Here is a 12,472-nt window from a genome sequence, read left to right as displayed (position 1 = left end):
TCGCGCGACCTGAGCGCGTGGTGACAGTGGTGTGCATGATCTCTCCCTGATGTCGTCCGTGACATCGCCGTGATGTGCTCGTGCTCCCGATGGAAGCGTGTGAGTTACATGACACGTCATCGGCCGGCATGCGTGCGGGATTTCGCGGCAAGTCGCGGTCCGCATGTCTCGGAATGATCACTAAGCAGTGTCGGCGGGCTGGTCTGGCCCACGGCCCGCACCACCCGTTGGGACTAGCACCCGGACTCGGGACGGTTCAGCGACGACGGACGCGACGCTTCTTCTCCACGGCCAGCTGGAAGCCGCCGACGACGGATGCGCCCGTCACGTCGGTGACGCGCAGCCGGAAGGACTGGACGCCCGCGCGGCGAGGACGGCCCTTGACGACCGCGAGCGTCCCGGCACTGTTCGTGCGCAGCCGCAGGCCGCGGGGGAGGCGCCCCTGCACGGTCCAGGTGCGCGCCTCGACGCCGCCGTCGACGGCGAGCAGCGCGCGGTAGCGGGTGCGCTGCTTCGCCGCGGGGAGCATCCCGGTGCGCCGCAGGGTCAGGGGCTCGGCCGCTTGCACGAGCAGACGCGAGGACTGCGTGCGTCGGGTGCCGCCGGCGTCGGTGACGGTCACGGCCGGGGTGTAGACGCCAGGCGCGGTCGGGGCGCCCCTCACCGTGCCGGCCGGCGTCATCGTCAGGCCGTCCGGGAGACCCGTCGCGGACCAGAGGTAGGGCGCCTCACCTCCCCAGGCTCTGCCGGCGGCAGCGTCGTACGCCTGGTTCTGGACGACCTTTCCGGGCAGCAGGACGTCGAGGCCCAGGGGGTCCGGTGCGGGGGAGGACCCGGGTTCGGGCTCGGTCCCCGGCTCGGGGCCGGGCTCGGTCCCGGGCTCGTTCACCGTGTTGTCGTCAGGGTCCGAGGAGGTGCCGGACGCCGGCGGTTGCGCGTCCTCGGGCTCGGGTTCCGGCGCCGGCGCAGGCGTCTGCGGCGCCTGGGTGGTCACGGTGAGGGCGTAGCGGCCCAGGGAGCCGTAGTCGGAGTAGCCGCCCTCGCGGCGGGGGTCGCCGTGGCCGACACCGTCCACCTGCGCGGTGAGCGTCGTACCTGCGGGTGCGATGTCGCCGGTCCAGGTCGCGCCGAGCCCGCCGGCGTCGCTGGCGGAGGAGCGGGCGACCGGTGGGTCGACCCGTGCGATGCGGCGGCCGTCGGCATCGAGCACGGTGAGCTCGATGTCGAGGTTGGCGAAGGCGGCGGCCGGGGTGACGCTGATCCTGGTGCGGCCGGCGGCCTCGATGCGGAAGGCGTCCACGTCGTCGCGGGTGGAGATGAGGCCGCGGACGGTGCTCGACAGTCCGGACAGCGGCGTGGCGGTCGAGGGGGTGCCGCCGTGGTCGTCGACGAGCAGGGGCGCGCCGGTGCCGATGATCTGGAGGTCGTCCTGGTCCTGGTTGGCGCCGCCGTACTCGCCTGCGGACCACTGGGACATCGGCTGGTAGTAGCCGACGCCCATCACGGGAGCCCACGGGTCCGCTCCGCCGTAGTAGCCGCGGTCGGACGTGCCGTCGTGGCTGAGCCCGAAGTTGTGACCGACCTCGTGCGAGATCGCCTCGCCCACGCTCTTGCCGCTGGTCCCGGTGCCGTTCGTGAAAACCCAGGCCGGCCCGTAGTACTCGCGCCGCGGTCCGGCGACGTTGAAGGTGTTGACGTACGCCACGCCACCGCAGCGACAGGCGTCGAAGATGGGCCCGCCGCCGGTGACCTGCACACGGACCCCGTACGCGAGGTCGGTCGAGGAGTCGCGACGCAGGGCGTCGGACGCCGGCTCACGGGTCGTGACGTTGACGTCGAAGGGGGCGTAGTCCTCCGAGACGACCTGCCAGGCGCGCTGGATCTCGCGGAGCTCGGCGTCGCTGAAGGCGTCGTCGGCACGGTCATCGAGGGAGTAGGCGCTCACCGCGATCGAGCTGCCGTAGCTCTCGTTCCACGCCGTCTCGGTGACACGGTCACCGCCGAAGTCGAGATAGATCGTGCGGGACGCACCCGGCCGTGACTGCAGGGTGAAGGTCGAGTCCAGCGGCGCGAGGGCCATGGGGGCACCGACGTCCGCCGCCCCGACCACCTCGGTCCGGTCCTCCTGGGCGTACGCGGGCGTCGCCTCGTCGACGTAGAAGGCGAGGCCGCAGCGGTCCGCCCACAGGGCCCCGACGTCGGCTCGCGCGCGCGAGTCCAGCGAGCTGACCGAGGTCCGGTTGGCACGAGCGAGCGCGCGGTCGTCGACCTGCGACGAGGCGAGGGCCTTCGCCATCGGCACCGGCCGGTCGAAGAGCGGGTCCTGGCAGGCCAGTGCCTCGCGCTCGGCCAGGGTCAGGGCTCCGGCGCCGGCGACCAGGGCGACCGGGACCGCGATGGCGAGCGTGCGCCGCGTCCGCCGCGCGACCTGACCCATGACCCCTCCTCCACGCGATCGACACGAGACCCGCGATCGACGTCTCGACGGTAGGCGCGCGACGGGGTCCCCCGGGCCGGATCGCGAAGGGTTTACCGTCCGATGCCCGTGGTCTGGTCCGCAGGGCTGCCGGCTCCTCCCGGTTCGTCCCACGACGTCGCGATGGTGAGCTCCGGGCGAGTGGTGCGGAGGATCCCCGGGTGTCCGGTACGACCCGGACGTCTCGGTGCCTACGCTGGTGACCGACCGGTCCCTCGACGCGCCGGGTCCGATCGACCAGGGAGGTGGCTGTGGAGTCTCCGTCCGCCACCCGGCACTCCCCGGCCCTGTTGGACATGCTCGCCGACACCGCCCTCGACGCCGACTACGCCAGGGCCGCGGATCAGGGTGGACGTCCGCCCCGGCCGGGGCTGCGGCTGCTCGTGGTGGTCCTGCTCGGCATCATGACCGCGGTCGGCATCGTGCAGACCGCCCGCAGCGAGCCGGCAGCCCGTCAGGGCAGGGCCGACCTCGTCGCGCAGCTCGCGGAAGGACAGGACGGGCTCGCGGCCCGGCGTACGCGTCTGGCGGGCCTCGAGCGGGACCTGCGCCGACTCTCCGACGATGCCTCGGCCCTCGCCGCCGACCGGCTGCGCGTCCTGACCCAGGAGCAGCGCGCGGAGCGTCTCGCAGCGGCCAGACCGGAGAGCGGTCCCGGGTTGCTCGTGGTCGCCGACGACGCGCCGGACGCGGACGCGGTGGAGCAGCGCGTCCTGGACAAGGACCTCCAGCGTCTGGTGAACGGTCTCTGGACGGCCGGCGCACGGGCGGTCGCGGTCAACGGCGTCCGGCTGAGCGCCCTCAGCTCGATCCGTACGGCCGGTGAGGCTGTCACCGTCGACTACCGCTCGGTGCGACCGCCGTACGAGGTGATCGCGCTCGGAGACGCGAACGAGCTCGAGACGGGCTTCGTGACCTCGACACACGGCAGGTACTGGTACGAGCTGGAGCAGGCGGTGGGTGTCATCCTCGAGGTCGAGCCGCGCGAGCGGCTGTCGGTCCCGCCCGCACAGCGGCTGGGACTGCGACAGGCGGTCGCCCTGACCGCACCCGGGCCCGTCGAGGGGAGGACACCGTGATCGCCGTGCTCGGGCTCGTCGTGGGCGTGGTGGTGGGCCTCGTGCTGCAGCCGGAGGTGCCGGCCGCCCTCGAGCCGTACCTGCCGATCGCCGTGGTGGCCGCGCTGGACGCCGCCTTCGGCGGCCTCCGCGCCCACCTCGACGGCATCTTCGACGACCGCGTGTTCGTGGTCTCCTTCGTCTCCAACGTGGTCATCGCGGCACTGATCGTCTTCCTCGGCGACCAGCTCGGCGTCGGTGGTCAGCTCTCCACGGGTGTCGTGGTGGTGCTCGGCATCCGCATCTTCACCAACGTCGCCGCCATCCGGCGCCACCTGCTGCACGCATGAGCGCCCACGACCCGTCCGAGGGGGCGTCCGGCCCGTCCGGCCCGCCCCGCTCCCGGGGGCGGCAGCTCGTGGTGGCGGTCCTGCTCGGGGCGCTCGGTCTGGCGGCTGCCACGCAGATCACTTCGCGCTCGGACGAGGCCGCCTACACCGATGCCCGCACCGACGAGCTCGTGTCGCTCCTGGCGGGCCAGGCGGCGGCGCGTGAGCGGCTCGAGACCGAGATCGCCGAGCTGGAACGCGACCGCGAGGCGCTGTCGAACAGCTTCGACTCCCGCGCCGCGGCGCTGCGGCGGTCCCGGGAGGAGGCGTACCGGCTCGGGGTGCTGGCCGGCACCGTGCCCGCGGTCGGTCCGGGCGTCCGCGTGAGCGTGGAGGACGCGGAGGGGGCCGTGGGCATCAACCAGCTGCTGAACGCGGTCCAGGAGCTGCGCGACTCCGGCGCCGAGGTCATCGAGGTCGACCAGCGCATCCGGCTCGTGGCGTCGTCGTGGTTCGAGGACGACCCCGAGGGCGTGGTGGTGGACGGGCAGCTCGTGAGGCCGCCGTACGTGCTCGAGGCCATCGGCGAACCGGGCACGCTGGCCGGTGGTCTGGACTTCACCGGCGGGTTCATCGACGACGTGCTGGCGCGCGGCGGCACGGTCGACGTCGAGCAGCTCGGTGAGGTCAGGGTCGACGCCGTCGTGGACTAGCCTGCAGAGGTCGACCGACACCCCGCACCAGGAGGCGCCGTGATCCCGCAGGACCTGTCCTACACCGAGGAGCACGAGTGGGTGCGCACGCCCGAGGGTGGGGGCAGCGTCCGCCTCGGCATCACCGACTACGCACAGGACTCCCTCGGCGACATCGTCTACGTCGAGCTGCCCGAGGTGGGCACCGAGGTCACCGCGGGCGAGGCCATCGGTGAGCTGGAGTCGACGAAGTCCGTCAGCGAGGTCTACGCGCCGGTGAGCGGCACGGTCACGGCGCGCAACGACCAGCTCGAGGGCACCCCCGAGCTGGTGAACTCCGACGCGTACGGCGAAGGCTGGCTGCTCGAGGTCGAGGTCGCCGGCGAGCTCCCCGCGATGCTCGACGCCGATGCGTACGCGGCACTCGTCTCGCACTGACCCCTCCACCCTGGACCTCGACGTGAGGTCGAGGGTTGTCGACGGACACGCGCCCCGGCACGCCGTGCGCCTGTGGTGAGCCGTCCTTTCACGTTGGTAGGTTGACGCGAACCATCAACCTCGACTGGCACGTGAGGGTGCCTGCCGTCGAGACGACGTCCGTCCGCGAGGGCCGGAAGGCCGGAGGAAGGTCCAGCGCATGCCGTTCTGCACCCAGTGCGGGAACCGCAACCCCGACGACGCGCGCTTCTGCGCCCAGTGCGGCACGCGACTCGTGACGCCGGACGCCGGGGCGGCCGCCGAGCAGCCGAGGGAGCCGGTGGGGCGGCCCTCGGAGAACACCGCGACGATCACCTTCGGCGAGCCCCAGAGCGTGACCGAGACCGGCGAGCGTGAGCTGGCACCCGCTGACGCGGCCGCGGTCGACGCGCTCCCACGCGGGTCCGCGCTGCTCGTGGTGCAGCGGGGGCCGGGCGCCGGCAGCCGGTTCCTGCTCGACACCGACACCGTCGCGGCGGGACGTCACCCCGACTGCGAGATCTTCCTCGACGACGTGACGGTCTCGCGGCGGCACGCGGAGTTCCTGCGGGAAGGGGACGGGTTCCGGGTCCGCGACGCCGGCAGCCTCAACGGCACCTACGTCAACCGGGACCGCATCGACGACGTCGTGCTGCAAGGTGGTGACGAGGTCCAGATCGGCAAGTTCCGGCTGGTCTACTTCGCCAGCTCGCGCCGGGGCTGAGGCGGTCGCATGAGTGAGGCGAGCGCCAGGGCGGCCCGGCCGACCGGCATGAGGCAGCGGGTGAGCATCGGTGAGGTGATCGCCGAGCTCGGGCCCGACTTCCCCGGGCTGACGATCTCCAAGATTCGCTTCCTGGAGTCCGAGGGGCTGGTCGAGCCCGAACGCACCTCCTCGGGCTACCGCAAGTTCAGCCGGGCCGACGTCGACCGGCTGCGGTACGTGCTGACCGCCCAGCGCGACCACTACCTCCCTCTGAAGGTGATCCGGGAGCACCTGGACGCCATGGACCGCGGGCTCGCCCCGCCGCCGCTGGTGGCCGGCGAGCCGCAGGTGCCGGAGGAGGCCCGTGACGCGGGTGCGGCGCTGACGGCGCCCGGCTCGTTCACCGGTGAACGCTCGCGGCTCCGGGTCTCGCGCAGCGAGCTGCTGCAGGCCGCGGCAGTGGACGAGGACCTCCTGCGTGAGCTGGAGGACACGAAGCTGGTGGTGCCCGGACCGGGTGGGCACTACGACTCCGACGCCCTCGACGTCGCCACGGTCGCCGGCGAGCTGGCGGCGTACGGCATCGGGCCGCGTCACCTGCGCATGTTCCGGACGGCCGCCGACCGCGACGTGGGCACGATCGACCAGATCGTCTCCACCGTCCGGCGTGGACGCGAGCCCGACGCGGCGGCGCGCGCCGAGCAGGCCACGGGCGAGCTCGCCTCGCTCATGGTGAGGTTCTACGGCGCCGTGCTGCGCGACAAGGTGCGGGACCTCGGCAGGTGAGCGTCGGATGACCCCGGCGGGGCTAGGCTGAGGGTGTGCGTGAGGTCGAAGTCGTCGGAGTGAGGGTCGAGATGCCCTCGAACAGCCCCGTGGTGCTGCTGCGGGAGACCTCGGGCGAGCGGTACGTGCCGATCTGGATCGGCGCCGTCGAGGCGACGGCCATCGCGTTCGCCCAACAGGGTGTCGTGCCGCCACGGCCACTGACGCACGACCTCCTCCGCGGAGTGCTCGAGGCCACCGGTCGCACGCTCGAGGAGGTGCGCATCACCGAGATGGTCGACGGTGTCTTCTACGCGACGCTGGTGCTCGACGGCGGCGTCGAGATCTCCGCGCGTCCCTCGGACTCGATCGCTCTCGCGCTGCGTACGGGCTCGCGCATCGTCTGCGCCGAGGACCTGCTCGCCGATGTCGGCCTGGCGGTGCCGGAGGAGCAGGAGGAGGAGGTCGAGAAGTTCCGCGAGTTCCTCGACCAGGTGAGCCCGGAGGACTTCGAGAGCGACTCCTGACCGTCAGGTCACAGAAGAGTCTCAACCTCAGGTTCAGGTTCCGACACGCCCCTCGAGGGTTCGTGATGTGATTGACCACCCCCACCCCCGCACCTACGGTGAGGGAGATGTCTTCGCTGTAACTCCACTGTCGTGACTCGCACACCCGTGCGGACCTCGATCTGCTTCCCCGGCACGGAGCGACCAGACGGAGCGAGACCAGGAGGACCGTGGTGAGCAGCTTCGAAGGACCCCGCGAGGGTGTCGGCGCCGAGGCCGTCGACGACGCCAGGGTGCGCGAGGAGGCCGCTGCCGCCGCGGCGGCAGCCGACGAGCAGGGTCTGCTCTTCGACGACGACGTCTCGCCGCTTCCCAGCGACACGGGCTACCGCGGTCCCACCGCCTGCAACGCCGCCGGCATCACCTACCGCCAGCTCGACTACTGGGCGCGCACCGGGCTGGTCGAGCCGACCGTCCGCGGTGCGAAGGGGTCCGGCAGCCAGCGGCTCTACTCCTTCCGCGACATCCTCATCCTCAAGGTCATCAAGCGGCTCCTCGATGCGGGCATCAGCCTGCAGCAGATCCGTACCGCGGTCGCCCACCTGCGCGAGCGCGGCACCGACGACCTCACGCGCGTCACCCTCATGAGCGACGGCGCCACGGTCTACGAGTGCACCAGCAACGACGAGGTCATCGACCTGCTCCAGGGCGGCCAGGGTGTCTTCGGCATCGCCATCGGCGGTGTCTGGCGCGAGATCGAGGGCGATCTCGCCTCGCTGCCGAGTGAGCGCACCGAGGACCTCGCGGGGGAGCCCACCGACGAGCTCTCCGCCCGACGTCGCGCGCGGACGGCGGGCTGACCGGCAGCTGACCGGGTGCTCACGCGCCGTCGTCCGCGTCGCTGTTCCGCGTACGCGCCACCGCTTGTTAGCCTGGGCGTGCCCGTGATCCCGCGCGGGAGAGACCGTGTCGCACCAGGCGCGGCGCCGACGGGGCAACTCCTCCCGGAACCTCTCAGGCACCCAGGACCGCGCGGACCAGGCAGCTCTGGAGGCCGCAGCGTCGCGACCGACTGAGGGGAGGCCGCCCCGGCGTGCGCCGGGGTCCCCCGACGGAAGGCCTCCTAATGACCGTGACGCGTACGCAGCCCAGTCGACCGCTCACCGTGCCTGACCCGCGCGACCTGTCCCACAGCCCGGCCGCCGCGGCGCGCACCTTCACCGAGCGTCACATCGGCCCCGACGCCGCGTCGGTCGCTCGCATGCTCGAGGCCGTGGGTCACCCCTCCCTCGACTCGCTGATGAAGGCCGCCGTGCCGCCGGCGATCGCGCAGGACACCTCGCTCGCGCACTCCGAGGCGCTGCCCGCGCCCCTGGACGAGCGCGCGACCGCGGCAGCGCTCCGTGAGCTGGCCGCCATGAACCGTCCCGCCGAGGCGATGATCGGCCTGGGCTACCACGCGACGATCACCCCCGCGGTCATCCGACGCAACGTGCTGGAGGACCCGGCGTGGTACACCGCGTACACGCCGTACCAGCCCGAGATCTCCCAGGGACGCCTCGAGGCGCTGCTGAACTTCCAGACCGTGGTCGGCGACCTGACCGGCCTGCCGACGGCCAACGCCTCGCTGCTCGACGAGGGCACCGCCGCGGCCGAGGCGATGACGCTGGCCAGGCGCGCGGACCGCAAGGCAGAGGGCCGCTTCGTGGTCGACACCGGGGTCCTGCCCCAGACGATCGAGGTGGTGCGTACGCGTGCGGAGGCGCTCGGCATCGAGGTCGACGTGCGGGACTGCTGGGCCGGGCTGGGGGAGGAGCCGGCATACGCGGTGCTGGTGCAGTACCCGACCACCGACGGGCCCGTGCGTGACCCGCGTCCCGTGATCGAGCAGGCGCACGAGCGGGGCATGACCGCCGTCGTCGCCGCAGACCTGCTCGCCCTCACGCTGCTCGAGGCACCGGGCACCATGGGAGCCGACGTCGTCGTCGGCTCCTCCCAGCGCTTCGGCGTGCCGCTCTTCTACGGCGGACCCCACGCCGGCTTCATGGCCGTCCGCGACGGCCTCGAGCGGCACCTGCCCGGCCGTCTCGTCGGGGTCAGCAAGGACGCCGAGGACCGGCCCGCCTACCGCCTCGCCCTGCAGACCCGCGAGCAGCACATCCGCCGCGACAAGGCGACCTCCAACATCTGCACCGCGCAGGTGCTGCTCGCCGTGACCGCCGCGATGTACGCCGTCTACCACGGTCCGATCGGCTTGCGGACGATCGCCGAGCGCATCCGCGGGCAGGCGTACGCGCTGCGAGACGAGCTCGCCGTGCTCGGCTGCACGGTCGACGACGCCCCGATCTTCGACACGGTCACCGTGACCGTCTCCAACCCGTCCGACGTCGTGGCTGCGGCGCGCGAGCGCGGGATCCACCTGCGGCACGCGGGGGTGGACCGTGTCGGCATCTCGATCGGGGAGTCGGCGACGGCCGCGACCCTGCTGTCGGTGCTCGACGCCTTCGGCGCCGAGGACGCCGTGGTGCCGAGCGAGGTCGCCGCGCCCGCCCTCCCCGAGCAGCTGGCGCGCACCACGGCCTACCTGACCCACGAGACCTTCTCGGCGTACCGCTCCGAGACCTCGATGCTGCGCTACCTCGCGCGGCTCTCCGGCCGGGACTACGCGCTCGACCGCGGCATGATCCCGCTGGGCTCGTGCACGATGAAGCTGAACGCGACCACCGAGATGGAGCCGGTCAGCCTGCCCGGCTTCGCCGACCTGCACCCCTTCGCCCCCGCTGAGGACGCCGCGGGCTACCTCCGCCTGATCGGAGACCTCGAGGGCTGGCTCTGCGAGGTGACGGGCTACGACAGCGTCTCGCTGCAGCCGAACGCCGGTTCCCAGGGTGAGCTCGCCGGCCTTCTCGCCATCCGGGGCTGGCAGCGCGCCCGCGGCGAGACCGGCCGCGACGTCTGCCTGATCCCGTCCTCCGCCCACGGCACCAACGCCGCCTCCGCGGTGCTCGCCGGGATGCGGGTCGTCGTGGTGAAGGCCTCCGACGACGGCACCGTCGACCTGGCGGACCTGCGCGCCAAGTGCGCGGACCACGCCGAGACCCTGGCCGCGATCATGGTGACCTACCCCTCGACCCACGGCGTCTACGAGGAAGGCATCACCGAGCTCTGCGAGATCGTGCACGAGCACGGCGGTCAGGTCTACGTGGACGGTGCCAACCTCAACGCGCTGGTCGGCCACGCGAGGCCCGGGGAGTTCGGTGGGGACGTCAGCCACCTCAACCTCCACAAGACCTTCTGCATCCCCCACGGCGGCGGCGGTCCCGGCGTCGGGCCGGTCGCGGTGCGCGCCCACCTCGCCGAGCACCTGCCCAGCCACGCCATGCACCCCGAGGAGCGGGGCCGCACCGGCATCGGCGCGATCAGCGCGGCACCGTACGGGTCGGCCGGGATCCTGCCGATCTCCTGGGCGTACGTGCGGATGATGGGCGGCGAGGGCCTGACCCGCGCGACGTCGGTCGCCGTGCTCGCGGCGAACTACGTCGCCCAGCGGCTCGCCGAGCACTACCCGGTGCTCTACACCGGTCGCGACGGGCTGGTCGCCCACGAGTGCATCATCGATCTGCGCGGCATCACCAAGGAGACCGGGGTGAGCGTCGACGACGTGGCCAAGCGGCTGGTCGACTACGGCTTCCACGCGCCGACGATGAGCTTCCCCGTCGCAGGCACGTTCATGGTCGAGCCCACCGAGTCCGAGGACCTCGCCGAGCTCGACCGCTTCTGCGACGCCATGATCGCGATCCGGGGTGAGATCGACGCCGTCGGTGACTCCTGGCCGCTCGAGGACTCGCCGCTGCGGCACGCACCCCACACCGCCCACGCGCTGGTGGGGGAGTGGGACCGGGCCTACACGCGTGAGGTCGGCGTCTTCCCGACCGGCATCGACCCCGACAAGTACTGGCCGCCCGTGGCGCGCATCGACCAGGCGTACGGGGACCGCAACCTCATGTGCAGCTGCCCGCCGCTCGACGCCTTCGAGGAGCAGCACACGACCTAGGGTTGCGGTGTGACCGAGAGCCCGCCACGCCCCGCCGCACCGCAGGTCGCCGCGACGACCGGCAGACACCTGCATGCGGTGATCGCGCACGCCCAGGTCGCCGGACGGCTGCCGTCGGTGGCCGCCGGGGTCGTACGCCACGGACAGCTGGTCTGGAACGGCGGCCACGGCCTGCACGTCGACGCCGAGCGCCGGTGGGCCGCGGGCCCGGACACCGCCTACCGGATCGGGTCGATCACCAAGACCATGACCGCGGTGCTCGTGATGCGGTTGCGGGACGACGGTCTGCTCGACCTCGGCGACGCCGTCGGACGACACCTGCGCGAGAGTCCGTTCGGCGACACCACCGTCCGCGGGCTGCTCGACCACACCGGCGGGCTCCCGGCCGAGCCCCGCGGGCCCTGGTGGGAGCGCGCCCCCGGCGTGTCGTGGTCCGACCTCGTCGAGACCCACCGTTCGGCCTCGACGGTGCTGCCGCGTGGCGGGCCCCACCACTACAGCAACCTGGCGTACGCCGTGCTCGGGGAGCTGGTCGCCCGCAAGCGCGACGCGACGTGGTGGGACTGCGTCCGGGACGAGCTGCTGGGCCCGCTCGGGATGACCGCCACGACGTACGCGCCGCAGCCGCCCCACGCCGACGGCTTCAGCGTCGACCCGTGGGAGGGCACCCTGCTGCGCGAGCCGCACGCCGACACCGGGGCCATGGCTCCGGCCGGCCAGGCCTGGTCCACGGTCGCCGACCTCGCTGTCTGGGCGGGCTTCCTCGCGGCCGGACACGACGACGTGCTCGGTGCGGCGTCGCTGCAGGAGATGCGCACCCCACCCGGTGGCCGGGTGAGCTCGACCGGCGCCGGCACGGGATCGGGCGGCTACGGGCTCGGGCTGCGGCTCCTCGACGCCGACGGTCGCCGGCTCGCCGGGCACACCGGGTCGATGCCGGGCTTCCTCGCCTCGCTGTTCGTCGACCCCGAGCGGCGCACCGGTGCCGTCGTGCTCGCCAACGGCACCCTCGGCCTGGCCACCGAGCAGGTGGCCCCGCGGCTGCTGGCGACGCTGCAGCAGCACGAGCCGCACGTGCCGACGCCGTGGCGGCCATCCGCCCCGGCGCCGGACTGGCTGCGCGAGGTGCTCGGCGTGTGGCACTGGGGCACCAGCCCCCTCGAACTCACCTGGGACGGGACGCGCGCCCTGCTGCACCGGGCCGGATCCGCCACCACGGCCCGCACCGAGTTCTCCGTGCTCGAGGTGGCCGGGCCCGACCGGCTGCGGGGCATCGGCGGCTACCTGCACGGCGAGACGCTCCTCGTACGCCGTGACGAGGACGGGTCCGTCAGCCACCTGGACGCCGCGACCTTCGTGTTCACCCGTCGCGCGTACGACCCGAGGCTGCCCGAGGGCACCATCCCCGGCGGGCTGCCCCCGGGCTAGCG

The 12,472-nt window shown here is 72.8% G+C and carries 11 protein-coding genes and 1 riboswitch; of the genes, 10 read left to right on the top strand and 1 reads right to left on the bottom strand.

What is annotated here, in order from left to right:
- Nucleotides 1–256 precede the first annotated feature (256 nt).
- Entirely contained in the window at nucleotides 257–2,437 is a 2,181-nt protein-coding gene (locus KLP28_16655) for a hypothetical protein (GenBank protein ID QWC85126.1), read from the bottom strand.
- Nucleotides 2,438–2,727: 290 nt separating this feature from the next.
- Between KLP28_16655 and KLP28_16650 the strand changes: the two genes are divergently transcribed.
- The 10 genes from KLP28_16650 to KLP28_16605 all read left to right on the top strand — a co-directional run bounded on the left by KLP28_16650 (nucleotide 2,728) and on the right by KLP28_16605 (nucleotide 12,470).
- Nucleotides 2,728–3,555: a DUF881 domain-containing protein gene (locus tag KLP28_16650; protein QWC85125.1), complete on the top strand. Its 828-nt coding sequence runs from the start codon at nucleotides 2,728–2,730 to the stop codon at nucleotides 3,553–3,555.
- Nucleotides 3,552–3,884 (top strand): small basic family protein, encoded by a 333-nt coding sequence (locus KLP28_16645; GenBank protein QWC85124.1) that lies wholly within the window; start codon nucleotides 3,552–3,554, stop codon nucleotides 3,882–3,884. The genes KLP28_16650 and KLP28_16645 overlap by 4 nt, the downstream gene beginning before the upstream one ends.
- The gene (locus KLP28_16640) at nucleotides 3,881–4,576 is read left to right on the top strand and encodes a DUF881 domain-containing protein (protein ID QWC85123.1); all 696 of its coding nucleotides are present in this window, start codon (nucleotides 3,881–3,883) and stop codon (nucleotides 4,574–4,576) included. Before KLP28_16645 ends, KLP28_16640 begins: the two co-directional genes overlap by 4 nt.
- A 39-nt stretch (nucleotides 4,577–4,615) precedes the next feature.
- Nucleotides 4,616–4,993, top strand: coding sequence for a glycine cleavage system protein GcvH (gene gcvH, locus KLP28_16635; GenBank protein ID QWC85122.1), 378 nt, complete (start codon nucleotides 4,616–4,618; stop codon nucleotides 4,991–4,993).
- Nucleotides 4,994–5,192: 199 nt separating this feature from the next.
- A complete protein-coding gene (locus tag KLP28_16630; protein ID QWC85121.1) occupies nucleotides 5,193–5,735 on the top strand; it encodes a zinc-ribbon and FHA domain-containing protein in 543 nt (180 codons plus the stop codon).
- Nucleotides 5,736–5,744: 9 nt separating this feature from the next.
- The gene (locus tag KLP28_16625; protein QWC85120.1) at nucleotides 5,745–6,503 is read left to right on the top strand and encodes a MerR family transcriptional regulator; all 759 of its coding nucleotides are present in this window, start codon (nucleotides 5,745–5,747) and stop codon (nucleotides 6,501–6,503) included.
- 35 nt (nucleotides 6,504–6,538) lie between these two features.
- The gene (locus KLP28_16620; GenBank protein ID QWC85119.1) at nucleotides 6,539–7,009 is read left to right on the top strand and encodes a bifunctional nuclease family protein; all 471 of its coding nucleotides are present in this window, start codon (nucleotides 6,539–6,541) and stop codon (nucleotides 7,007–7,009) included.
- A 272-nt stretch (nucleotides 7,010–7,281) separates the two neighbouring features.
- On the top strand, nucleotides 7,282–7,848 hold the full coding sequence (locus tag KLP28_16615; GenBank protein QWC87058.1) for a MerR family transcriptional regulator: 567 nt from the start codon (nucleotides 7,282–7,284) through the stop codon (nucleotides 7,846–7,848).
- Between the two features lie 85 nt (nucleotides 7,849–7,933).
- Nucleotides 7,934–8,029: riboswitch (glycine riboswitch) on the top strand.
- Between the two features lie 85 nt (nucleotides 8,030–8,114).
- Nucleotides 8,115–11,042 (top strand): aminomethyl-transferring glycine dehydrogenase, encoded by a 2,928-nt coding sequence (gcvP, locus tag KLP28_16610; protein QWC85118.1) that lies wholly within the window; start codon nucleotides 8,115–8,117, stop codon nucleotides 11,040–11,042.
- 69 nt (nucleotides 11,043–11,111) lie between these two features.
- Nucleotides 11,112–12,470: a beta-lactamase family protein gene (locus tag KLP28_16605; protein ID QWC87057.1), complete on the top strand. Its 1,359-nt coding sequence runs from the start codon at nucleotides 11,112–11,114 to the stop codon at nucleotides 12,468–12,470.
- The last annotated feature ends 2 nt before the right edge of the window (nucleotides 12,471–12,472 follow it).

It is taken from the genome of Nocardioidaceae bacterium, from assembly GCA_018672315.1.
GTDB lineage: Bacteria > Actinomycetota > Actinomycetes > Propionibacteriales > Nocardioidaceae > TYQ2.
This window is presented reverse-complemented; position numbering and strand designations above follow the sequence as displayed.

What these genes read in the sequence shown, in the direction of transcription:
- KLP28_16655 (QWC85126.1), bottom strand. Translation starts at nt 2,437, where the DNA reads ATGGGTCAGGTCGCGCGGCGGACGCGGCGCACGCTCGCCATCGCGGTC.
- KLP28_16640 (QWC85123.1), top strand. Translation starts at nt 3,881, where the DNA reads ATGAGCGCCCACGACCCGTCCGAGGGGGCGTCCGGCCCGTCCGGCCCG.
- KLP28_16630 (QWC85121.1), top strand. Translation starts at nt 5,193, where the DNA reads ATGCCGTTCTGCACCCAGTGCGGGAACCGCAACCCCGACGACGCGCGC.
- KLP28_16625 (QWC85120.1), top strand. Translation starts at nt 5,745, where the DNA reads ATGAGTGAGGCGAGCGCCAGGGCGGCCCGGCCGACCGGCATGAGGCAG.
- gcvP (QWC85118.1), top strand. Translation starts at nt 8,115, where the DNA reads ATGACCGTGACGCGTACGCAGCCCAGTCGACCGCTCACCGTGCCTGAC.